Source organism: Chryseobacterium sp. HNCC26DJ240 (assembly GCF_057180485.1).
In genome coordinates, this window is sequence record NZ_JBXUGK010000006.1 from 362348 (window position 1) to 384717 (window position 22370).

Below are 22370 nucleotides of genomic sequence, written 5' to 3' on the forward strand. Positions count from 1 at the left end.
TTTTAAAAGTTATAGTTTAGTCTGGCAAAATAACTTCTGCCATAGAAAAGGTTTTGGTTTCCTAAAGCAGCATTGTGAGCATCACCCTGCACAATAGAGTTTCGTACTGTATCTATATCCAATATATTTTTAACACCGGCACTGATCTCAAAATGTTTAAACAAAGGCTGAGAGACTGTGAAATTTAACATATTGAATGATCCCAACTCACCAAGAATAAATTTAGGTTCTGCTGAAATATTTGCGGTCTGCTCCTGGGTAAACATTTTGCGGACACCCGTGTATTTGTAGTAAAGAGCAAACAATGTTTTTGTCTGAGGCAACGTATAATTTGCGGCAAGATTGGCTTCTGCATAGTAATTGAAATCTTCAGGAGATTTTACATTTCCCGCTGTAAGCGATTGTGAAATACCTAATAAAGATACTCCGGCGTTGAAAGAGAAATTATCTCTTTTAGCACTAAATCCGCCTCCAAACTGCATCGATCTGTACTGATCAACATTCAGATATGTATATCTTAAAGGACTGTTGCTGATGATTACGCTTTCAATTCTATCCTGCACATCAAGATACAACGCAGAAAGATTGACATCAAACTTCCAGATGCTGCTATTTTTTGTTTTATAATCCCAGAATAGTCCGACAGAATATCCTGTTTCCGGATTTAAATTTTCATTTCCTCGGATATCGTGATTGGCATCAACTACATACGTATATAATTCTGTATATGATGGAAATCTGTTTGATGAACCAAAAACAGCACGCAAGTCAGACTGTTCTGAAGTGCTGTATCTTGCTGTCAAGGAATAATTCTGTTGAGAATCAAATCTGTCGCTCAACGCAAGACGGTATCCCGGTCTTACTGATAAATCTTCTGTAATCTTCCATTCTGCTGAAATAAAATTAGCATAGCTGAAAATTGACCTGTTGATATCTTCAAGAGCTGCAGTATTGGTTGACTGGATCTGAGCATTCGTCGCAAAACCACTTGTTCTATCTAACTCATACCCTAACTGAAAATTAAATTTATCACTGTTTAAGAAATTACTGAACATCCCTCTTGAGTAAAGAATTTCAGAATCGAAGTAAGTGTTTTTAGAAGCTCTGGAAATCTCAGTTCGGTTTGGAACATCATATCTGTAATCCTGTTTTTCTCTTTTTTGTGTTTGATAAGAAAAATCTCCCATGTAGTTGATTCTTCCCAGTTTTGTCTGAATATTAAACTGATGGATCCAACGATTGGTAAAATAATCTGCATCATTTGCCACATAAGTTCTGTTTCCTCCACCCAGAGGAAAATCCTGTACACTCTGACTTCTGAAGTTGATCACCTCTCTTAAAAAGTTGACCTTATAAAATAATGTGGTATTGTTTTTCGCATATCTTATTGCTGCATTTGTCGTCAGAAGATCTTTAGGAAGCCATTCGTAACCTCTCAGTCCGTCGTTACCTTCAGAAAAATGTTTGTATCCGTTAAATTTCCCTTTGTAACCCTGAAAATCATTATGGTTAATATCAGCAGTTACCGTCCAGTGGTCATTAATTTTGTATCCTAAATTTAAAGACTGAATATGTCTTCCGTTTCCTTTTTTAAACCAATCATAGTCTTTCCCCACCGTTTCCTCCTGAAGGGAAACATTGATATTAACTTTTTTATTATACGTTTTTTTAGTGATAATATTGATTACTCCTGTTACAGCATTATTACCATATTCAACTCCCATTGCACCTTTTACAATCTCAATGCGTTCAATATTGTTGACATTCAGTTTGCTTAGATCTGCCTGGTTCCCACTTCCGGTATCTGTAACTACAGGAATATTATCAATCAAAATTTTAGTATATTCTCTACCAAGACCCATAATGTTGACTCCTGCATCACCCGTTTGCCCATTAGGTTCAATAAGTATATTTAGATTTTGATTTAAAACTTCAGCAGCGGTAGTTACTGCCATATTTTTGATCATTTCAGCATCAATTACCTCAACCTTGTAGATTGATTTGTTGATTGATTGCTGCATATATTGTCCTGTAATAACAACTTCACCGATGTTTTTTTGGTTTGCAGAATCTTTTTCTTGAGCATAAATGCTTGTAATTGCTGATAATGCCAGAATCGACAGTACTCTCTTCTTCATGTGGAAAAAAAATTTTGACAAATATAATGGTTTATTTAGAACAGATAAAAATAATTGAGAGAATTTATGGTATGACTTTTTCCCAAAGGACAGCTGATCAAAAAAAATCATTATCAAAAATTTGTGAATAAAACTAATCTGAAAGTCTTTATCCATGGTACTTTCAGATTGCAAGATCAATGATTCTTTTGGAGTCATAAATATGAATTTTGTGTGAAAACAAGACAAATGTCATCTTTTTATTTAGAATGTTTAAAAATAAATATTTACTTTTGTAGAATAATTCTAAATAATAAAAAACGTTATGAAATTAAAACTACTTTTCGGAGCTTTAGTTTTCACTGCAATATCTGCAAACGCACAAGTTGCAACAATCAACGAAACTTTTGAGTCATTTACCACAGGATTAGGCGCACCATGGCCTCAAAATAACTGGTCAAAGGTTGTATCAACAGCAGGACCGAGAGTTTATGCTGACGGAACTTCTGATAAGTACGCACAATTTTACAGCTTTTTCTATCCGGGAGTGGATGGCTATCTGGTAAGTCCACAAATTGTGGCACCGGATGGTACAAAAACGTTAACCTTTACATACGCTCAAACTGGTGGAACGGGTAGCTCAGGAACTCTACAGGTAGGATTAATTTCTGAAAGTTCAACAACAGGAACTGCTGCGTTTACATCGATAAGTCCGGTATACAACGTGACTTCTACAACAGAACAGACGGTTACGATCACCGTACCTTCATCTACAAAGCAGTACATCGCTTTTAAATTTATCGGAAGTGCGGAGCATGCTGCTGTTTTAGTTGATGATGTAATGTATGATACGCCGCCAGTAGGAACAATCAACGAAAATTTTAATGCATTTACCGGAGCCGGAAACCCTGCTTCACTTCCGCAGAACGGATGGAATAAAGTAATTGCAACTGTTGCTCACAATGTTTATACTGCTGCGAACAACGGTAGTACTGCAGTTCAGTTTTATGCGAACACTACTCCTAACACGAACATGTATCTTATTTCTCCAAAGATTGTAGCTCCAGACGGAAGTAAGAAAATAAGATTTACAACCAACATTTCTTCAAATTCTTTAGGAAATGCAACAATTGAGGTAGGAATGGTTTCAAGTATCACAGATATGACAACTTTTACATCATTAGGAAGCCCAATAGCTCTAACAGCAGGTTCAACTACACCTCAAATTCTTACGTTTGATGTACCAACCTCTACTAAGCAATACATTGCCTGGAGATTTAGCGGAGCAACAAATCACGCTGCAGCTTATGTAGATGATGTAATCTATGATGCGTTAGGTTCATTGGCAACTTCAGATTTTACAAAATCAAACAGCGACATTAAATTTGCAGTAAATGCAGAAAACACAGCTTTACAGTTTGTAGGAAAAGATTCTCCAAAATCTGTAGAAATCTATTCTGCACTGGGAACAAAAGTAGCTGCAGGAACTGTAGATTACAACAGATTCAGCATCAGCACACTTCAGACTGGAGTTTACTACATTCTTATCGAAACTAAGGACGGTAAAACAGTAAAGTCGAAGTTTATCAAAAAGTAATACTTTCTATTTTTTCTAATAAAAAGGCAGTCTCAGAATTTCTGAAACTGCCTTTTGTTTTTGAGCGGGGTGTTGGATGATTGATGATTAGCAAAATTACTTTATCAAAAACAATTTTCTCCTATCTTTTCTTTGATTTTTTCCCCTTCCTACCTGATTCTTGTTACTTTTGCCTTGGCTCTTCCAACCTGGCTCTTTAATAAATCTTAAACCCTTTGTAAACCTGTGCGGATTCTTCAGATATTTTAGAAGCATGTTTTCTAAATTCCAGAAGATGATTCGTGCCGTTGTGATGATTGTGGTGCTGAACCGTTTCCCAAAGCTCTACAAGGAAAAAAGTTCCTTTGTTTTCGTTATCTTCGATAAGGTCATACTGAAGACAACCCTCCTCTTTTCTGGTTTCCCTTACCAGAGTCTGAAATAATTCTACAGCTTCCATCAGATGATTCTCTTTAAATCTGAACAGCGCGACAATATGTAAATTCATGTGTTATTTTTAGGCTGTAAAAGTAGATTAATTTTGATTTTAATTTGAATTTAGTTTTGCTAAATTTTTCACAAAAAACACCTCTCTTATCTCAAATCACTTTTAAAATAAAATTCCATACAAAATCCCGAAGCACGCATCCCGTATCACTTATCCCGAAACTAAAAAATTGATTTAAAAATAGTAATCGAGCTCATCACAATGACCAATGTTCCGATGATGATAAACATATTTTTTACAGGAAGTTTTGAGGTGAGCATTGCGGAAAATGGCGCTGTGATAATTCCGCCAATTAATAGTCCTAAAATGATATTCCAATGCTGAATTCCTAAAGTAAAAAAGAACGTGACAGCTGCAGTGATGGTCAGAATAAATTTAGCAACCGTAGAACTTCCTACGGCAAATCTTGGGGTGAAAGAATTTTTAATTAAAGTTCCGGTCACCAAAGGTCCCCATCCTCCACCGGCAAATGAATCAATAAAACCACCAATAACACCGAGTCTTGTAAGATTTGTTTTTTTCTTTAAAGATTTATTTTGCTTAGGTTTAAAAGCATTCAAGAAAATTTTAAAACCTAGATAGAAGGTATAAAAAGAAATGACCGTTTTTGTAATTTTTGAATAGTATTCGCCTAAATAAGTCAATGAAATGGCTCCAATAATTGCTCCAATAATTGCAGGAACAGCCAACTTTTTAACCAAACTCTTGCTTACGTTTTTTAATCTGATATGACTGATACTTCCCGCAGCCGTTGTAAAACTTTCGGCAGAATGAATACTTGCACTTACCGCATGAGGAGGAATTCCCAGAAATAAAAGTGTCGTCGTACAAATCACACCATAACCCATTCCCATTGAACCTGCGACAATTTCAGCAAAAACTCCGACCAAAAGCATCCAGTAAAATATATAATTGTCTTTCGCCAAAACAATTTGAAGTTCATCCAAATATCCTAAACTGTAAAGTGTAAAAAACGCAACAATTAGAACTGCAATTGTCACCAAAAGCAAATTAATTCTAAACTGGATTTTCGGAGTAATCACCATATCATCAAGTGTTTAAATATAATTACAAAATCATCACAGCTCCTACTGTCGAATTACTCGTTTCATCAATCAGAATCGCATTTCCGGTTGATTTACTGTCGTCAAAACTGTCAAAAACTAAGGGTGATGCAGTTTTTAATCTTAACTTCACAACTTCATTCAGCTTAATACTTTCTGTAATCGGAGTTTGTTCTAAAGTGTTCACATCAATTTTGTATTCGATTTCTTTCACAATAGCTTTAACTGTTTTGCTTTTATGCTGAATGAAATATTTGTTGCCTTCGTTCAGTTCTTTTTTATCGAGCCAGCAAACAACAGCTTCAAATTCATTTTCAACTTTAGGCTGCTGATCAGTTTTCACTAAAAAATCTCCTCGACTGATGTCAATATCGTCTTCAACATGAATTACCGCAGGTTGGTTGGTAAACACAAAATCAATTTCCTTTCCTCCTGTTTCAATTTTAGAAATTTTAGTCTGAATATTTTGCGGAAGTACAGTAATTTCGTCTCCTTTTTTATAAATTCCCGAAATCACTTCTCCCGCATAACCTCTGTAATCATGCAATTCATCCGTTTGCGGACGAATCACATACTGCACCTGAAATCTGGGATTTTCATTAGTCTGCTTTTCATTAATTTCAACATTTTCAAGGAAATCTAAAAAGGGTTCGCCTTTGTACCAATCTGTTTTTTCAGATTTTGAAACAATATTATCTCCATGAAAAGCAGAAATTGGAAAATAACTGACGTTTTCCAGCTTCAGTTTTTTTGCTACTAAATCGTATTGTGCTTTGATGTCACTATAAATTTCTTCAGAATAATCCACCAAATCCATTTTATTAATGGCAACCACGACATTTTTCATTTTTAATAATGAGGCAATAATCGAATGCCTTCTTGTCTGCTCAATCACGCCTTGTCTTGCATCAATCAGAATCACAATCAGTTGCGAATTTGAAGCTCCCGTAATCATATTTCTGGTGTATTGAATATGTCCCGGTGCATCGGCAATAATGAATTTCCTTTTCGGTGTTGAAAAATACCGGTAAGCGACATCAATCGTAATTCCCTGCTCTCTTTCGGCTCTCAAACCATCTGTAAGAATGGCGAGATCAATCCCGTTTTCGTTTTTATTTTTTGACTGTTTTTCCAATGCTTCGAGCTGGTCAATCAGTATATTTTTGCTGTCGTAGAGAAGTCTGCCAATCAAGGTGCTTTTCCCGTCGTCTACACTTCCTGCGGTGATAAATCTTAGTATGTCCACGTTTATTTTATTAGTAATGAGTAATTGGTAATGGGTAATTAGGTTAAGGTTAAGGATGAGGTTAAGGTTGAGGCTAAGATTGAGAGTGAAAATAAATTTGATTTTAACATTAATTTTAAAACTTCGCTTTATAAACTTCCAGCTTCCCTCACCCAGCTTCCAGCTTAAAAATATCCTCCTTTTTTTCTGTCTTCCATTGCGGCTTCTGTTGCTTTGTCGTCAATTCTGGTTTCGCCACGTTCGGAGATTCTGGACGCGGTGATTTCACCTAATACATCATCCAAAGTTTCAGCAGAGCTTTCAACGGCGGCAGTGCAAGTCATATCACCAACAGTTCTATAACGTACTTTTTTATTGACAATCGTATCATTTTCATCAATCTGAATAAAATCTGAAACCGCAATTAATTGTCCGTCATATTCAATTACATCACGATCATGAGCAAAATAAATCGATGGAAGCTGGATATTTTCTTTTTTAATGTAATTCCAAACATCTAATTCAGTCCAATTTGAAATCGGGAAAACTCTTACGTTTTCACCTTTGTTGATTCTTCCGTTGTAAATATTCCACAATTCCGGACGCTGTAACTTTGGATCCCATTGTCCGAACTCGTCACGGACAGAAAAAAATCTTTCTTTTGCTCTTGCTTTTTCCTCATCTCTCCTTGCTCCGCCAATACAGGCATCAAACTGAAATTCTTCAATTGTATCTAATAAAGTATGCGTCTGCAACCAGTTTCTTGATGCAAATTTTCCTTTGGGTTCGGTTAAATTTTTAGCTTTAATCGTGTCTTCAACTTTTCTTACAATCAGTTCAGCTCCCAGACTTTCAGCAAAATAATCTCTGAACTGCAGTGCTTCCGGAAAATTGTGTCCCGTATCGATATGCACAAACGGAAAAGGGATTTTCATCGGAGCAAAAGCTTTTTTCGCCAGATGAACCAATGTAATCGAATCTTTTCCGCCACTGAAAAGCAAGGCAGGTTTCTCAAACTGAGCCGCAATTTCACGCATGATGTAAATGCTTTCGGCTTCCAGTTGTTCGAGATAATTTAGTTTATAGTCGCTCATTATAATTTGAAAGATTAAATTTGAATTAATTTGAATGCAGACCGCATTCTTTTTGTGAAGTTTCCCACCACCAACGTCCGGCTCGCGGATTTTCGCCCTCTTCAATAGCTCTTGTGCAAGGCTGACAACCAACGCTGATAAAGCCTTTTTTGTGCAGGGACAATTCCTGAACATTATTTTGTTTTAAATAATCTAAAACATCCTGATAAGTCCAGTTAATTAAAGGGTTGTATTTGTATAAATTTCTTTCATCATCCCACTCCAGAATTGGCATGTTTTCCCGATTTTCTGATTGCTCAGAACGCAGGCCTGTAATCCAGACTTTGGCATTTTCCAAAGCACGGTTCAGAGGTTTTACTTTCCGAATGAAACAACATTCTTTTCTGTTTTCTACGGAATGATAGAAAGCGTTGATTCCTTTTTCAACGACGTATTTTTCTACATCTGCAGATTCAGGAAAATAAACTTGAGTAGTTTTTTTATAACGTGAATTGTTTTTTGAAAGTAAATCGTAGTGCTCATAAAAAAGCCTTCCCGTATCTAAAGTGAAAACTTTAATCGGCAAATCATTCTTAAAAACAGCGTCGGTAATGACCTGATCTTCCTGACCAAGCGAAGTTGAGAAAACAATTCCTTCTGATATTTTAGACGAAATAAACTGTAATCCGTCTTCTAAAGTAAGTTGCTGTAAGGTAATTATATCTTCTTTTGAAAACATTTTTTCTGTTTGATACCAGCAAATATCCAACAAAAATATTATCCTACCAAATAAGTAGACTTTTAAAATTAAATAAAAGACTAATTAATCTTTTAAATCTAATAATGTTTTTTCTTCCAAAATTTTTAATGAAGCGTCTCTTACTTCAATTAAAACATCGTGTAAACTGCAGTGATCTTCGTTGCAGTCGGCACATTTTTCGTAAAAATTCAGACTTACACATGGAAGCATCGCAATCGGACCATTTACAAGCCTTATAATTTTTGCAAGACTTACATTTTGTGGATCTTCTTTAAAGAGATAACCGCCGCCTTTTCCTTTTTTACTGTCGAGGATGTCTGCTTTTTTCAGTTCGAGGAGAATATTTTCAAGAAATTTCAATGGAATTTTCTTGTGATCTGCAATTTCTGAAATAAGAATTGGACCCTCATTTCTCTTTTCTACGAGATATGAAAGTGCCTTAAAAGCATATTGAGATTTTTTTGACAGCATTACAGCAAAAATAGGAAAAGTTTTCTTAAAGAAACAAGGCAAAAGTAAAAAGAGACAAGTGTAATAGCAGCATCTAAAATTTGTAGAGAATTTTATTAGAAAATTTGAAAGTCTTTTGCCTTTTTCACCTGACCCTTTTTACTTCGCTCTTTTTACTTTTTACCTGGCTCTTTTTACTTGGCTCTTTTTCCTTAATTTTGTCTCATGTTCAGTAAAGAAGAAGCACAACAATTAAAGAAAGAATTTTGGACGGCATTCGGGAAATCTTTTCCGAGAAAATGGATCTTGTACAATACCAAAATCAAGGATTTTTCGTTTAAATTTTTCGCCGACAAGAAAAAAGCCGAAGTTTCTTTGGATATCGAGATGAAGGATGAAGTTTACCGAGATGCCTATTACAACAAAATCTGGTCGCTGGAAGACATTCTGAAAGATTTCATCGGCGATTTTCATAAAGAAGAATTCTACACTCTGGAAAACGGAAAAGTCATCAGCAGAATCTGGGTAGAAAAAGAAGGAGTTTCGGTTTTTAACAAAAATACATGGCAGGAAACCTTCGAATTTTTTGTTGAAAAAATGGATGGCTTTGAAAGGTTTTATTTTGAGTATGAGGATTTTATAAAGGATGTTTAAAAATTAATTTAAAAAAATAAAGCAAACACAAATGAAAAAACAATTAACAATACTGATTCTTTTAGTATTCAACTTTCTGTCTGCACAGAATGTGTTCAAATCGCAGAAGCAGATCTACTTAGCGGAGTATTATAAACATCTCAAAAATGATAAAAAAGCTCTCAATTATTATCTAAAAGCTATAGAATTAAATTCTAAAACCGAAAGCAATGATTACCTAAAAGCAACTTCCCTGGCATTTGAACTTGGTAAAAAAAGGCTTGCAAAAGACCTTCTCACCAAAAGTATTACCAAACAAAAAGCTCCTTTGGAATATATCAAAAGCTTCAAAAGTTTAAAACCTTATTTAGATTCTAAAGAAATGGTAGATGTCTTGGCTCACTATGACGACTTAGAAAATCAATACTATCGTGAATTGAAAAATCCAGCAGCATACATTGAAATTCAAAATCTTGTTGCGAGAGATCAGTTAATTAGAGAAGAGGAAGATGTTTTTCAGGAATTGAGCAGTAAAGTTGATTCTGTCAATATTATGAAATTACAGGAACTTTCGATAAAGTATGGTTGGGAATCAAGAGCATGGCTTTTGCTCTGGCATCATCGAGGATCATACAAAAAGGACAATTTTGTCTGGAATTTTTTCAGCCCTTTCATTCAGAAAGAAATTGAAAAAGGTAATGTGAATAAAGATTTTTTCGTTGCTTTTGAAGAACTTTATGCCTCAACAAATAACTTTCAGTCTCCCGCAATTTATGAGCTTGGCAGTGTGGGCCGAATGAGTATCAACCAAACTTATGAGGATATAAAAAATCTTGATAAAAGAAGAAAATCTGTAGGTTTACCACCGTTATATTTTGCACATTTTTTACACGGAATGGAACTTCCCAAAGATTATCAATACAACCCGGAAAATCTTTTGAAGGACTTGGAAAATTTGTAAGTATTAAATTTTTAGCAGAGTAAAAACAAAAATAATTTAAACCATCGTTTAAATATTTTCCTTATTTTAGTTAAGCTAAAATAATCGTCTTTTACTTATTCATCTTACTTTACGATAAATAGTATTTGATCTTTTTTAAATTAAATCACAAAAATTAAATCTTTTATGGAAAATAATCCCATTTTTTTTGCGGATGGAAATGACCCGAAAATGTTGGAAGCTTATAGAAAAGCGCACGAAACCTTTAAATATTTCTGGAGAGAACAGTCTTGGGAATACCGAAGAATAATCCCTGGGCTGAATGTTTCCTGTGTGAAAGTGGCTTTCTCTCAGGAAGATCCCGACTCTGAATATCCGATTGTAGAACAAATGTGGATCAATGAAATCGATTTCGACGGCGATTATGTGAAAGGATATTTAATTAACGAGCCCAACGAACTTACCAATGTGAAAGTTGGAGACTATGTTGAAATCCCGCTCAGTGAAATCAGCGACTGGCTTTTTGCTATTACTCCGACACAAAAAAAACCTAAAGGACTTTCAAAACTGTTTTCTTCATCTTCAACACCAAATCCAAAAGCGTATGGTGGATTTACCATTCAAAAAATGCGTGCCGACATGTCGGAATCGGAAAGAAGAGACCATGACGCAGCGTGGCAATTGGATTTTGGAGATTTCAACGATATCGAAATTGTAAACGGACAAAAAGAGAATCCTGAAAATCTTATCGAACATCCGATGAGCAAAAACATGAAAGAAAGTTTTGTAACATTTCTAAATGAATATCCTGCAGAACTCACCAACATCGACGAAAACGGATTTACACTTCTCCACAGAGAAACGATTGCAGGAAATTTAAGTTCAGTTGAAATTTTGCTTAAATCCGGAGTTGATAAAAACGTAAAAACAAACCGGGGAAAAACGGCTTTGGATTATGCAAAACAGCTGAATTGGGAGCATTTGATTCCGGTTTTGGAAGCTTATACGAATCATTTGAATTAAATTAAATATCTCAAGAATTCATATTTTATTGAAATTAACATTCCCTATATGAAGATTGGGAATTTAACTCCATCTAAAGGTTTGCAATAGGATTTATTAAACAATGTTTTTATGGAAATAAATTACAACATAAAACTTTTTACGATTGTATCAAATTCACTTTTGGCAATTACTGTTATGCTATCCCAATTAATTCTGAATCTCTGAGATATAGTGAATATCTATATATTTGGTCTATTTCAAGAACGGCAATTCTCTGTTTTCATGGATTTGTAATTTCACTAACTATTTTAAACATTAGTTTCATCATTCCAAGAATTAATGATAATAGAAAAAAATATTATGTTTTACTATTGCGTAACTTACCCATTATAATAATATGGCTGGGCATTTTTGCTACTCAATTTTTAATTTAAAAAAAATAGAGATTATGGAGCAGAACAAAATCATTTGTATTTTGCATCAAAAGTAAGTAGTCTTAAAATTTAAAAACAAAAAAGAGAAACGGTGTGTTTCTCTTTTTTCATTTTATATTATCCAAACTTCTTCTTTCTCAGCCAGAAGAACAATCCTCCTAAAAGTGCAATAATTGCTAATGGTAGAAGCAAATTCAGCCATTGCCATTTGCTTTTTTCTTCGGAGATTCTGTATCTGTCCAGAAGTCTTTCTTCGATGTTACGGTTTCGTAATTCTATTAAATTGCTGTCGTCTAAAAGATAATCTAAGGCGTTTCTCAAAAACTGCTCGTTACCAAACTGTTCGTCCGTTAATCTGTCGACACCTAAAGGCAATGGTTGTCCTTTGATGATTTTATTTCTCGCCAAATCGCCGTCGGCAATCACAATCATTTTGTTGTCATTGCTTTCCGCTTTAAAGCCTGGATAGTTTTTTCTTTCAATCCTGTTTGCGTAAGCAGAATTGAATTTTCCTTCCAGAGCAACCGCAAAAATCTTCGGCGTGCTTGGTCTTTCCATCTGTCCGAGACTGTCGACGCTGGCAATTTCTTTCAGATCTACATAGTTTGGAACCTGCTTCAATAATGTTCTCTCGCTGGATTCAAAAAGAACTTTGGTTTTAAATTTCTTTCCACCCAAAGTATCGATGGATGTCGGAAATTCAAATTTTACAGGATTTATATTTTTCGTAATCGGATTTGCATTTTCTGCAATTCCCAAAGGAAAATAAGGCCACGGAAGACTGCTGAACTGAGGATTCCCATTGATTTCGCCGGTCACCAGTTTCAGCAAAGCATATTTTTTCACATCCTTTACCAAAGCCGGATTGATTCTCAAACCGTAATTAAAAAAGAAATCGGTCATGTTGATATCTACAGGGAATGGCATTAGTTTTTTAGATCTCGTTAAAGTATCCATTTCCGCATTGACTGCATCGATCATCCACAGCGTTTTTCCGCCGTTCATAATGTATTGGTCGAGAATCAGTTTTTCGCCGTCTGTGAAAGCTTTTCGCGGTTTTGCGATCACTAAAGCATTCATCTGTTTCAGCATCGGCAGATCTTCCAGTGAAAGTTCTTTTGTATTTTTTGGAATCACCGGTCCTGCCTGATAATTTTCATTGGCAATCTGCATGAAACTTTCAAATTCAGACGGACTCAGCTCGTCCTGATTGACCAAAACACCAATTTTCTTTCGTTCGTCTGTTGCAACAGCTTTGATGTTTGATGCAAGATTGTATTCCAGATTCTCTATTGATTTTCTCAACTGATCCTGAGCATTGATATTATTCTGCTGCACAATTAAAGGAATTGAAATCCCTCTTCCCTGATATTTTACAACAGCGTAAGGATAAACTTCAATCTGAGTAATCTTCCCTTCTTTTTCGTCCGGAAGAATAGATTTCTGCATTCCCATTGCCATCAGAGTGTCTTCGGGAATTCTGTTTTTAATAGGATCTGTAAATCTGAAATCTACGTTTGAATTGATTTTTCTGAACTCTTCCAGCATAAATTTGGTTTCATTCTGAAGCTGCTTGAAACTTGCCGGAAAATCTCCTTCAAGGTAAACCTCAACCATCACAGGCTTTTTTATGGATTCCAAAACTTTTATAGTGTTGTCTGAAAGCGTGTATCTTTTTTCTTTGGTAAGGTCTAATCTGATGCCTGAAAATGCAAGTACAATAACCAAAGGCAGAATTACAAAAATTAAGATTCCGAGGGGCGATTTAAATTCTATCTTCTTCATTTTTTACTTCTTTTTTGTTATAAAATAATTAGACAAAAACAGCGTGATGCCGATAATTAAAACAAAATAAGCTACATCTTTAAAGTCAATTAAACCTCTTGTAAAACCTAAAAAGTGCTGATAAAAACCTACATTCTGAAGAATAAAATCTGCACCTCCTAAAAGTTTATAGCTCGCCAATTGTTCGATTCCGAAATACATGATGAATGACATGAAAACGCCCAGCAAATAAGCCATTATTTGGTTTTGAGAAATGGATGAAGCCAATATTCCTACACCGGCAAAACCGGCAATAAGAATGATTAAGCCTAAATAACTTCCCATCGTCATTCCCATATCGATATTTCCTTCGGGAACACCCAAAACGTAAACTGTGTACAGATAAATGAGTGAAGGAATTAAACATAAAACTCCGACTACCCAAACAGATAAAAATTTTCCTGTGACTAAATCTGAAATTTTCAGCGGTTGTGAAAACAGCCAATTCAATGTTCCGGTTTGCTGTTCCTCGGCAAAAGTTTTCATAGAAAGCGCCGGAATAATAAACATTAAAAGCCAAGGCACCAAAACGAAATAGCTCTGCAGCGAAGCAGAACCAATGTCGAAAATATTAGAATCATTCTCGAAGAAAAACAGAAACAGCGTCGTTATCAGACTGAAAGCAGCGATGATAATCCACGCGCTCCAGTTCCCGAAATAACTCCAAAGTTCTTTTTTTAAAATTGCAAACATAAATTAATTTGAGGTTTGAGGTTTGAGGTTTGAGATTTAAAATTTCGTGCTCAAATTCAGTTTTTTTTTATTTTTATTAACCGAAAGATTTCATCCAATATTTTTCATATTCAACCACTCCGTGGTTGTGTTTGGATCGGGTTTTCATTTCCATGGGTTTCACCCACGGCTACTAACATTCAACCACTTCGTGGTTTCCAAAAATGCTTTTAAATTTAAAATTATAAACATTTCTAATTGTGAATTATAATCTAAAAAAGCAATTACCTTGGCTCTTTTTACTTTTTACTTGGCTCTTTTACTTCTATTGACCAACTTCACCGTCATCATAATTAAAAATACAAGAACGAAAAATCCGCAGATTAATTGCCACCAATATTCGATAACCATTGATTTTAAAATTACTGTAAACACGACAAGAAACAATATAAAAGTAGCTATTTCATTAGCCTGTCTCAGTTTTATGTTAGCAGTTTCAAGGTCATTTCCGTTGAGGGCTTTTAATTTTAATACTTTTTTCCAGCACCAGAAATGATAAACTGCCAATCCGATGAGGAATGTTAATTTTAAATGAAACCAGGGCGTTTTCATTAAGTTGAAATTCAAAAAAATCATAACTAAACCGCATAAAGTCATGATTATACCAGCCGGAACCGTGATGATATTCCAGAGTCTTCGCGCCATGAAGGTGTATTGTTCTCTGAGAATATTTCTTTTCGTTTCATCAAAGGCGTCGGTATCTTTATAATACACAAAAATTCTGACGAGATAAAAAATTCCCGCAAAATAAGAGACCATAAAAATAATGTGCAAAGCCTTGATGATGGTATACAGCATCGTAAAAATTTGTGGGCAAAGATAAGTTATTTCAGAAAAAAAGCGAATTTAATCTGAAATCTTTAGGATAAAATAATAATGATTACAGAATTTTCACGTTTCCCAACCAGCTACTATCGTAACAATATATCCATTTCCACTTTTTTCTATTAAATAAGTATTACCATAGCCAATTTCATCAACTTTTAAAATATATGTATCTTTTAAATTATCACATTTAAAAATCTTGCTGTAATTTTCCACATATAAATTATACGGACTTAATTTTTGATATTCCTTAAATTCGGTTGAAGTTAAAAAAACTATTTTTTCACCATAAACGTTTATTCTTCTTAAATTATCATCATCAGTAACAATTACCTTAGCTTTTAAATTATCTACATAATCATTGGGTTTTGCAGGAAATTCATTGTTTAATACTTCCTGCTGTCTTTTAATATCTTTCTTAAAATTTACAATATCTATTTCGAAAGCATCTTCCATTGGATTTTTTGTTTCCAAATAAGTATAATTTCCATAAATAATAGATTCAAAAATTTTGGTAAAATCATTTTCGATTGTAGCGTACTTAGGATTTAAATCTCCAGAATCAAAAATCCCATCGCCATCAGAATCTTTAGAAAAAGGATTTGTAAAATAATTCATTATTTCATCCAAATCATTCCATCCATCTTCGTCACTGTCTTTTAAAATTTCTTTTAAATTAATGACTACTAACGCATTATTTTTAACCGTTTCATAAACCGGACCGCCACCCGGAAGAGATAACGGCTCTGTCATTCTTACAATATCTGCCTCAATCTGAAAATGATTTTCATCTTTCCATAACAGAAAATTTGAATTAGATTTAAAAACAAAATTACTTTCTTTATACAGACCTGTAAAATAATTCTTCCAGGTTTTCCCTTCGTCATTTGAAATTTTCAAATAATATGCAGGATTGAAAGAATGTTTTAAAACATAGAGAATTCCGATTTTTCTACCAATTTTTCCTGTCTTAATAATTAAAGGCCTTGGTATCTCATAATATTTTCTCTGAAAAGCAAGTTTAGAGATTGAATCTTCTATTTTATAAAATCCAAGTATTGAATCGGGTACTTTATTTAAAATTGCTTTATTGTACTCCAATTCCAAAGAATCTACAACAGCGTTTATTGAAGCAGGGTTTTTTACTGTTTGCACTTTTATAAAATCAAGTCTTTTTTTAAGTGCATTGCTTTTCAATTTTGTATTTTCAATAAGTTTTTCTGAAGTTGAGTAACTAGCCTGAACACTGTCTTCATATTTAATCAACAAATTGCATTTACAAGCCGAAGATCTTTGTGACTGCGCTGTATTGAAGACGATTAAGAAGGTTATCAAAAACATTTTTTCTATCATGCTATTTTTTAGTTTTTATAACGATAATAATTGCTTAAATATTCAAAATTAAAGAAATAAAAAACGGAATTTCAAAAATGAAACTCCGTCAAATATTTTTAAATGAAAATTTTAGGAAATCACACCAAGCTCCTTTCCTACCTTCTCAAATCCTGCAATCGCTTTATCCAAATGTTCTCTGGTGTGCGCTGCAGAAAGCTGAACTCTGATTCTTGCTTTTCCTTTCGGAACAACGGGATAGAAGAATCCGATCACGTAAATGCCTTCATCCATCAGCTTTTCAGCCATCTTCTGAGCCAAAGGTGCGTCGTACAGCATCACCGGAACAATCGCAGCATCACCATCCGGAATATCAAAACCTTTAGATTTCATTTCGGCTCTGAAATATTCTGCATTTTCCATTACCTTGTCACGAAGGGAAGTATCTTCTGAAATCATATCCAAAACCTTCAACGCCGCCCCAACAATTCCCGGAGCCAAAGAGTTTGAAAATAAATATGGTCTTGAACGCTGTCTCAGCATATCGATAATCTCTTTTTTTCCTGAGGTAAATCCACCCAAAGCCCCGCCTAAAGCTTTACCTAAAGTGGATGTAATGATGTCAACTCTGCCCATCACTTCATTCGCTTCGTGCGTACCACGACCTGTTTTACCTATGAAACCGGTTGCGTGAGAATCATCTACCATTACCAAAGCATCGTATTTATCAGCAAGGTCACAAACACCTTTTAAATCAGCGACAATTCCATCCATAGAAAAAACGCCGTCTGTAACGATGATTTTGAATCTGTGATTTTTTTCTGAAGCAGCAATCAACTGTGCTTCAAGATCTTCCATATTGTTATTTTTATAACGATATCTCGCTGCCTTGCATAAACGAACGCCGTCAATAATCGATGCGTGGTTCAATTCATCCGAAATAATCGCATCTTCTTCTGTAAAAAGTGGTTCAAAAACACCGCCGTTAGCATCAAAGCATGCTGCGTACAAAATGGTATCTTCAAGACCTAAAAAGTCTGCAATTTTTTGCTCCAGCTGCTTATGAATATCCTGAGTTCCACAGATAAAACGTACAGAAGACATGCCGTAACCGTGAGACTGTATCATATCCTGAGAAGCTTTCATTACTTCCGGATTGTTTGATAAACCAAGGTAATTATTGGCGCAGAAATTCAGAAGTTTTTTTCCGTTGGCTTCTATTTCGGCACTTTGCTGTGAAGTGATGATTCTTTCTTTTTTGAACAGACCATCGTTTTCGATATTCTGCAATTCGTTCTGTAGGTTTTCAAGATACTTTTTAGAGATCATTTTTGATAATTTTTAGGTGTGCTAATTTAACAAAATCAGAATAAACTAATAACTTTTATCATTCTATTCTATGAGATGTTAAAGAAATATTTATTTTTAATAGTCTATAATTTTAGTAGACTATTTGTTATATTTGCTTTTTTAAAATCGTTAAAATGAGATTATCTGCAATACAAAAGATTAAAAATATATCATCAGAAGACTTTTTAAGAAACTATTTAAAACCTGCAAAACCAGTTATTCTTGAGGATTTTGTTGACCCTAACAGTCCGGCTTTCCAAAAATGGAATTACGATTATTTCAAAGAAATTGCCGGTAATCAGAAAATAAATATCTATGGAAGCGAAATTGAATCTTTAGACCGTGTTGCCAGCAAACCTATTGGTCAAAGCACCTTTTCAGAATATCTTGATCTGATTGTTTCAAAACCAACTGAGCACCGCCTGTTTCTTTTTAATTTACTGAATATCAAGCCCGAGCTCAAAGATGACATTCATTATAATGATGTTACTAATGGAAAAATTTTAAAATGGCTTCCCTTTATGTTTTTTGGTGGAGAAGGCTCCATAACAAGAAATCACGTCGACATCGATATGTCTCATGTTTTTATCACACAGTTTCAGGGCATTAAAAAGATTTGGCTTTTTCCCTGGGAACAGTCGGATTTGCTGTACAAACTTCCTTATAATTTCCACAGCATCACGAATGTGAAGGAGCCTGATTACAAAGAATTTCCGGGTTTAAAATATATAAATGGCTATGAAGCAATCATCAAACCTGGTGAAACGCTGTACATTCCGTCTGGTTGGTGGCATTATATTCAATATGAAACTGAAGGTTATTCTGTTTCTGTGAGAGCTTTGCCTTCAAGCTGGCTCGAGAAATGGCGTGGTTTTAAAAACCTGGTTCTCATCCGCCATTTTGATAATGCAATGCGGAATTTATTTAGAGAAAAATGGTTTGATTTTAAAGTGAGAAAAGCAGTCAGAAAAGCCAACCGGTCTATCAAAAGGCAAAAGAGTTTTGAAATTTAAATCAGATTCAATTTTAATCAATATTATTGAACTTTTTAAATTCATTCAAATAGCAAAAAAGACCTCCAGGCGAAAGTCTTTACAATTAATATCTAATCTAATTGTTAATTCTGGTTTGTAAAAACAGCTTCCTTAAAGGTCTTTACACGATTGACACATTTGTCATCCACAGAAGTAAAATGCAGTTGATTACCTGTGATTTCAAAGGTATAATTCGCCACTGAACCCACAGCACACGGCGAGCCTCCGGAAACTTTCTCAAAATGGATATCTTTTCCCTTTTGAGTGTACTTCATGCTTTCAATCATGGCATCTTTTAGGTACGCCTCACAATGGGTCTTTGTAAATTTCAGCACAATTTCATTTGGATCTGGAATATTTGCCATTCCTTTCCAACTGGTTCCTTCCAGTGATTTCGTTTCAGAGCCTTTGCATGACAAGAGCAAGCCTGCAAAAAGCAGAGAAATTCCTATTACAATTAATTTTAAGTTTCTCATAGTAAATGTTTGTTTATTAGTTGAATAAATTTAATAAAAAAATCAAACGAAAAATAAAATTTACTGAAAAATTTAAATTAATTATCATTTTAAATTTAAAAAACTACTTATAATGCTGGAAAATCCCGACATCTGAAGCCGTCCAGAATGCAGCTTTTTGTCCGGCAGCTTTCAGGGCATCATTCGACCATGTGTTGCAGGTGTACAGAAAACTGTAAGTTCCTTTGGCATCGTAGAAAGCGTCGTTATCATCATATACGGCATCGGTTTTTATAAACATATAATTTCCTTTGGTGTCTTTATCGAATTTTGCATCAACAAAACTGACCAAATCTCTATACTGTTGTTCCGAAATCATTATTTTTTTGCAGTCGTCAGCTTCTTTCATTTCGTTGTAAAAACTGCAGTGCATCGCAGATTCACTCATCCAAAAAGCCGCTTTGAAAGCCGTTGAAGCTTTAAGGTCTGACCACGTTGGCGTGTCGAGATAAAAACCCTTATCACCCCATCCAATTCCTACATATTTGTAATCAGTTTTCTTGGATTTTACGTTTTCAAAACTGATTTTTTGGCTCCAGTCTGTGATATTATTTTTCACTGGCATCACGATGTCTGTGTGCACGCCATTGGTGTAGATGTAAATCGGGATATTTTTAGCATCACTGGTTTTCTTTTCTGAAGTTTCGATAAAGGGCAAAAGATAAGCAAGCAAGGCATATAGAAGTATGACACTTAGCAAAATTCCTATTGCTTTTAACAGAATAAAGATCATTTTTTTCATCTTGAATTATTAATAAAATTTCATATACAGTTTTGGCTGAAAACACATTGTATTTCAAAGATTATTTTTTATCTTTAGAAAACAAATCTCCACAAATATGCAGAAAAAAAGCAAATCTCAGAAAAAATTTAAGTTAAGAGTGAAAATTGCGCCAAAAAGAAAACAAACAAGACGCTGATTTCTTTTTCTTAAATCTTTATCTGGCCAGATAATTTCAATGCTTTACGTTCTCTGAAAGGGAATTAGTGATATTTTAAAATACCACTTAAAATTTTAACCCCTTTTATTTTCTTTCAAAAAACTGTCTCTCAGCAGTTTTCAGGGCATCGTCTCCCTTAAAAAAATCTAAATTTTCTTTTTTAACTTTTTTTTAATCTCAGTCTTTTGTCAGATTTCTATTCATTGTCTACCTTTGTCCCCGGAATGAAAAGAAGTCTATATCAATATTTTTTCTTTTTACTGCTTGTAATCCTTACTTGTGGCGGTGCAGATTCTCTACACCATCGCAATCCCGATGCACAGCCTGTTTCCAAAGCTGAAATCCCAACAATCAGCAGCTCGGTTTCCCGAAAAAATTCTATTTCTCATCAGGAAAAATTTGCGCTTCCGCACAGAAGTTCTTCTCATTACAGCAGAGATTATCAGGACAGACACCAAATTTTGGGAGAATTGAACGATGCCGATTCTGAAGAGGAAGAACCTTCAGAAACCGAAACTTCCACAGAATTAATCAAATTTGCAAAAGCAGACCTTTGGAATGCTGTTTTCGCCTTTGTAAAAACTTTTCACAACAACGAAAGTGCAGTATATTTTGCACATTCAGACTACCAAGATTTCCCTATTGATGCACTGTACATTCAGTACAGGGTCATCAGACTGTGATTCCCTTTTCTATTTTCAGGCTTAGAATCCTGATTCAAAATTTTTGTTTTTAAACAAATAATAATTTTCTCTAAATTAATAGAGATTATTACTAAAACTGCATGGACTATATTATAACATCGGTCTACAGGGTTTAAACATGATTCTGAATTTCAAATAGATTCTACAACTTTCTTATGCGCCAAAAAAGGCGACATAAAGATTACATCAATTTTATTTCAAAAATACCCGTTAAAAAAACTTATTCATGATAATGGTTAAGAAAAGTCTTATGTATGTAAGCATGTGCCTGTCTTTGGTTTTCACAAGCTGTCACTCAGAAAAAACAGAAAAAACAGAAGAGGCCACCTACAAAATCACCAGTCCGCTCGTGCAGGACACCCTTATTGATAAACCGTATGTTGCGCAAATCCGCTCTATCAATCACATTGAACTTCGTGCTCAGGAAAAAGGGTACATTCAGAAAGTGTATGTAGATGAAGGTCAGTTTGTACAAAAAGGTCAAATATTATTTAAAATTCAGCCCAATCTGTATCAGGCAGATGTAAGCAAAGCTCAGGCTGAAGCAAGATATTCTCAGATTGAATATCAAAACACCAAAAACCTTGCAGATAAAGACATTGTAGCTCCTCAGGAAAAAGCAATGGCACAGGCAAGATATGAAAAAGCTCAGGCTGAAGTGGCTACGATGAGAACTCACCTTCAGTTTACCGAAATCCGGGCTCCTTTCAGCGGAATTGTCGGAAGATTCCACGTAAGAGTCGGAAGTTTAGTTGATGATGGTGAATTGCTGACCGAACTTTCAGACAACAGCAAAATGTGGGTTTACTTCAATGTTCCTGAAGCGGAATATTTAAGCCAGATGGCAAATAAGAAAAACGGAGATAAACTTCACGTCAACCTTCAGATGGCAAACGGACAGATGTTTCCCCAAGAAGGTGTAGTAGAAACCATCGAATCAGATTTCGACAACGAAACCGGAAATATCGCCTACAGAGCCACATTTTTAAACCCTGAAAAACTGCTTCGTTACGGTCAAACAGGAAACATTATGATTACAACACCATTCAAAAATGCGATGTTGATTCCTCAAAAAGCCACGTATGAAGAACTTGAGAAAAAATATGTGTACGTGATTACCAAAGATAATGTGGTAAAAGCCCGCGAAATAAAGGTAGCCGCAGAGCTTCCTCACATTTATGTGGTGGCTTCCGGTTTACAGAAAGGCGACAGAATACTTCTTGAGGGTTTGAGAATGGTTTCAGAAAACCAAAAAATCAAAACCGAGTTTATCGCTCCACAGAAAGTGTTATCAAATCTTGATCTGTACGCAGAGTAACCAAATCAGA

21 protein-coding genes are annotated in these 22370 nt (G+C 34.8%); 7 read left to right on the forward strand and 14 right to left on the reverse strand.

Translation table 11 applies throughout. The features are described 5' to 3' along the window. Window positions 1-2: 2 nt before the first annotated feature. Window positions 3-2138 (reverse strand): TonB-dependent receptor plug domain-containing protein, encoded by a 2136-nt coding sequence (locus tag AC2A1G_RS14150; RefSeq protein WP_484047562.1) that lies wholly within the window; start codon window positions 2136-2138, stop codon window positions 3-5. 304 nt (window positions 2139-2442) lie between these two features. Between AC2A1G_RS14150 and AC2A1G_RS14155 the strand changes: the two genes are divergently transcribed. Further along, window positions 2443-3714: a choice-of-anchor J domain-containing protein gene (locus AC2A1G_RS14155; RefSeq protein WP_484047563.1), complete on the forward strand. Its 1272-nt coding sequence runs from the start codon at window positions 2443-2445 to the stop codon at window positions 3712-3714. 196 nt (window positions 3715-3910) lie between these two features. On the opposite strand, the gene AC2A1G_RS14160 is transcribed toward AC2A1G_RS14155, so the two are convergent. From AC2A1G_RS14160 to AC2A1G_RS14185, 6 genes are all read right to left on the reverse strand, one after another. Further along, window positions 3911-4201 (reverse strand): putative quinol monooxygenase, encoded by a 291-nt coding sequence (locus AC2A1G_RS14160; RefSeq protein WP_484047564.1) that lies wholly within the window; start codon window positions 4199-4201, stop codon window positions 3911-3913. 161 nt (window positions 4202-4362) lie between these two features. Then, the gene (locus AC2A1G_RS14165; protein WP_484047565.1) at window positions 4363-5247 is read right to left on the reverse strand and encodes a sulfite exporter TauE/SafE family protein; all 885 of its coding nucleotides are present in this window, start codon (window positions 5245-5247) and stop codon (window positions 4363-4365) included. Window positions 5248-5269: 22 nt separating this feature from the next. Continuing rightward, window positions 5270-6511, reverse strand: a complete 1242-nt coding sequence (locus AC2A1G_RS14170; RefSeq protein ID WP_484047566.1) for a sulfate adenylyltransferase subunit 1 — start codon at window positions 6509-6511, stop codon at window positions 5270-5272. Window positions 6512-6675: 164 nt separating this feature from the next. Next, window positions 6676-7584: a sulfate adenylyltransferase subunit CysD gene (gene cysD, locus AC2A1G_RS14175; RefSeq protein WP_484047567.1), complete on the reverse strand. Its 909-nt coding sequence runs from the start codon at window positions 7582-7584 to the stop codon at window positions 6676-6678. Between the two features lie 25 nt (window positions 7585-7609). After that, window positions 7610-8302, reverse strand: a complete 693-nt coding sequence (locus AC2A1G_RS14180) for a phosphoadenylyl-sulfate reductase (RefSeq protein WP_484047568.1) — start codon at window positions 8300-8302, stop codon at window positions 7610-7612. 84 nt (window positions 8303-8386) lie between these two features. Beyond that, window positions 8387-8794 carry an RrF2 family transcriptional regulator gene (locus AC2A1G_RS14185; RefSeq protein ID WP_484047569.1) on the reverse strand — a complete coding sequence of 136 codons (408 nt, stop codon included), beginning with the start codon at window positions 8792-8794 and terminating at the stop codon, window positions 8387-8389. A 204-nt stretch (window positions 8795-8998) separates the two neighbouring features. Between AC2A1G_RS14185 and AC2A1G_RS14190 the strand changes: the two genes are divergently transcribed. The 3 genes from AC2A1G_RS14190 (at window position 8999) to AC2A1G_RS14200 (ending at window position 11369) form a co-directional block, all read left to right on the forward strand. Next, a complete protein-coding gene (locus tag AC2A1G_RS14190) occupies window positions 8999-9427 on the forward strand; it encodes a DUF4268 domain-containing protein (RefSeq protein WP_484047570.1) in 429 nt (142 codons plus the stop codon). Between the two features lie 31 nt (window positions 9428-9458). Further along, window positions 9459-10367: a hypothetical protein gene (locus tag AC2A1G_RS14195; protein ID WP_484047571.1), complete on the forward strand. Its 909-nt coding sequence runs from the start codon at window positions 9459-9461 to the stop codon at window positions 10365-10367. Window positions 10368-10532: 165 nt separating this feature from the next. Then, window positions 10533-11369 (forward strand): YegJ family protein, encoded by an 837-nt coding sequence (locus tag AC2A1G_RS14200; RefSeq protein WP_484047572.1) that lies wholly within the window; start codon window positions 10533-10535, stop codon window positions 11367-11369. Between the two features lie 533 nt (window positions 11370-11902). On the opposite strand, the gene gldG is transcribed toward AC2A1G_RS14200, so the two are convergent. The 5 genes from gldG to kbl form a co-directional block, all read right to left on the reverse strand. Then, entirely contained in the window at window positions 11903-13570 is a 1668-nt protein-coding gene (gene gldG / locus AC2A1G_RS14205; RefSeq protein ID WP_484047573.1) for a gliding motility-associated ABC transporter substrate-binding protein GldG, read from the reverse strand. A 3-nt stretch (window positions 13571-13573) separates the two neighbouring features. Further along, a complete protein-coding gene (locus AC2A1G_RS14210) occupies window positions 13574-14302 on the reverse strand; it encodes an ABC transporter permease (protein WP_484047574.1) in 729 nt (242 codons plus the stop codon). Between the two features lie 285 nt (window positions 14303-14587). Continuing rightward, window positions 14588-15139: a CopD family protein gene (locus AC2A1G_RS14215; RefSeq protein WP_484047575.1), complete on the reverse strand. Its 552-nt coding sequence runs from the start codon at window positions 15137-15139 to the stop codon at window positions 14588-14590. A gap of 93 nt (window positions 15140-15232) precedes the next feature. After that, window positions 15233-16507, reverse strand: coding sequence for a hypothetical protein (locus AC2A1G_RS14220; RefSeq protein WP_484047576.1), 1275 nt, complete (start codon window positions 16505-16507; stop codon window positions 15233-15235). Between the two features lie 123 nt (window positions 16508-16630). Further along, window positions 16631-17827, reverse strand: coding sequence for a glycine C-acetyltransferase (kbl, locus tag AC2A1G_RS14225; RefSeq protein WP_484047577.1), 1197 nt, complete (start codon window positions 17825-17827; stop codon window positions 16631-16633). Window positions 17828-17982: 155 nt separating this feature from the next. On the opposite strand from kbl, the gene AC2A1G_RS14230 reads away from it, so the two are divergent. Further along, window positions 17983-18861 (forward strand): cupin-like domain-containing protein, encoded by an 879-nt coding sequence (locus tag AC2A1G_RS14230; RefSeq protein WP_484047578.1) that lies wholly within the window; start codon window positions 17983-17985, stop codon window positions 18859-18861. Window positions 18862-18965: 104 nt separating this feature from the next. Here AC2A1G_RS14230 and AC2A1G_RS14235 read toward each other — a convergent pair whose 3' ends face one another. Further along, a complete protein-coding gene (locus tag AC2A1G_RS14235) occupies window positions 18966-19358 on the reverse strand; it encodes a hypothetical protein (RefSeq protein ID WP_484047579.1) in 393 nt (130 codons plus the stop codon). A 103-nt stretch (window positions 19359-19461) separates the two neighbouring features. After that, window positions 19462-20139: a TIGR02117 family protein gene (locus AC2A1G_RS14240; RefSeq protein ID WP_484047580.1), complete on the reverse strand. Its 678-nt coding sequence runs from the start codon at window positions 20137-20139 to the stop codon at window positions 19462-19464. 423 nt (window positions 20140-20562) lie between these two features. Here AC2A1G_RS14240 and AC2A1G_RS14245 point away from each other — a divergent pair, with 423 nt between their 5' ends. Further along, entirely contained in the window at window positions 20563-21021 is a 459-nt protein-coding gene (locus tag AC2A1G_RS14245; RefSeq protein ID WP_484047581.1) for a hypothetical protein, read from the forward strand. Between the two features lie 253 nt (window positions 21022-21274). Continuing rightward, complete coding sequence (locus tag AC2A1G_RS14250) at window positions 21275-22360, forward strand: efflux RND transporter periplasmic adaptor subunit (protein WP_484047582.1); 1086 nt, start codon at window positions 21275-21277, stop codon at window positions 22358-22360. Window positions 22361-22370: the final 10 nt, after the last annotated feature.

What these genes read in the sequence shown, in the direction of transcription:
- AC2A1G_RS14200 (WP_484047572.1), top strand. Translation starts at nt 10,533, where the DNA reads ATGGAAAATAATCCCATTTTTTTTGCGGATGGAAATGACCCGAAAATG.
- cysD (WP_484047567.1), bottom strand. Translation starts at nt 7,584, where the DNA reads ATGAGCGACTATAAACTAAATTATCTCGAACAACTGGAAGCCGAAAGC.
- AC2A1G_RS14240 (WP_484047580.1), bottom strand. Translation starts at nt 20,139, where the DNA reads ATGAAAAAAATGATCTTTATTCTGTTAAAAGCAATAGGAATTTTGCTA.
- AC2A1G_RS14150 (WP_484047562.1), bottom strand. Translation starts at nt 2,138, where the DNA reads ATGAAGAAGAGAGTACTGTCGATTCTGGCATTATCAGCAATTACAAGC.
- AC2A1G_RS14160 (WP_484047564.1), bottom strand. Translation starts at nt 4,201, where the DNA reads ATGAATTTACATATTGTCGCGCTGTTCAGATTTAAAGAGAATCATCTG.
- AC2A1G_RS14220 (WP_484047576.1), bottom strand. Translation starts at nt 16,507, where the DNA reads ATGTTTTTGATAACCTTCTTAATCGTCTTCAATACAGCGCAGTCACAA.
- AC2A1G_RS14235 (WP_484047579.1), bottom strand. Translation starts at nt 19,358, where the DNA reads ATGAGAAACTTAAAATTAATTGTAATAGGAATTTCTCTGCTTTTTGCA.
- AC2A1G_RS14180 (WP_484047568.1), bottom strand. Translation starts at nt 8,302, where the DNA reads ATGTTTTCAAAAGAAGATATAATTACCTTACAGCAACTTACTTTAGAA.
- AC2A1G_RS14215 (WP_484047575.1), bottom strand. Translation starts at nt 15,139, where the DNA reads ATGCTGTATACCATCATCAAGGCTTTGCACATTATTTTTATGGTCTCT.
- AC2A1G_RS14195 (WP_484047571.1), top strand. Translation starts at nt 9,459, where the DNA reads ATGAAAAAACAATTAACAATACTGATTCTTTTAGTATTCAACTTTCTG.
- AC2A1G_RS14155 (WP_484047563.1), top strand. Translation starts at nt 2,443, where the DNA reads ATGAAATTAAAACTACTTTTCGGAGCTTTAGTTTTCACTGCAATATCT.
- AC2A1G_RS14250 (WP_484047582.1), top strand. Translation starts at nt 21,275, where the DNA reads ATGGTTAAGAAAAGTCTTATGTATGTAAGCATGTGCCTGTCTTTGGTT.
- AC2A1G_RS14165 (WP_484047565.1), bottom strand. Translation starts at nt 5,247, where the DNA reads ATGGTGATTACTCCGAAAATCCAGTTTAGAATTAATTTGCTTTTGGTG.
- AC2A1G_RS14245 (WP_484047581.1), top strand. Translation starts at nt 20,563, where the DNA reads ATGAAAAGAAGTCTATATCAATATTTTTTCTTTTTACTGCTTGTAATC.
- gldG (WP_484047573.1), bottom strand. Translation starts at nt 13,570, where the DNA reads ATGAAGAAGATAGAATTTAAATCGCCCCTCGGAATCTTAATTTTTGTA.
- AC2A1G_RS14185 (WP_484047569.1), bottom strand. Translation starts at nt 8,794, where the DNA reads ATGCTGTCAAAAAAATCTCAATATGCTTTTAAGGCACTTTCATATCTC.
- kbl (WP_484047577.1), bottom strand. Translation starts at nt 17,827, where the DNA reads ATGATCTCTAAAAAGTATCTTGAAAACCTACAGAACGAATTGCAGAAT.
- AC2A1G_RS14210 (WP_484047574.1), bottom strand. Translation starts at nt 14,302, where the DNA reads ATGTTTGCAATTTTAAAAAAAGAACTTTGGAGTTATTTCGGGAACTGG.
- AC2A1G_RS14230 (WP_484047578.1), top strand. Translation starts at nt 17,983, where the DNA reads ATGAGATTATCTGCAATACAAAAGATTAAAAATATATCATCAGAAGAC.
- AC2A1G_RS14190 (WP_484047570.1), top strand. Translation starts at nt 8,999, where the DNA reads ATGTTCAGTAAAGAAGAAGCACAACAATTAAAGAAAGAATTTTGGACG.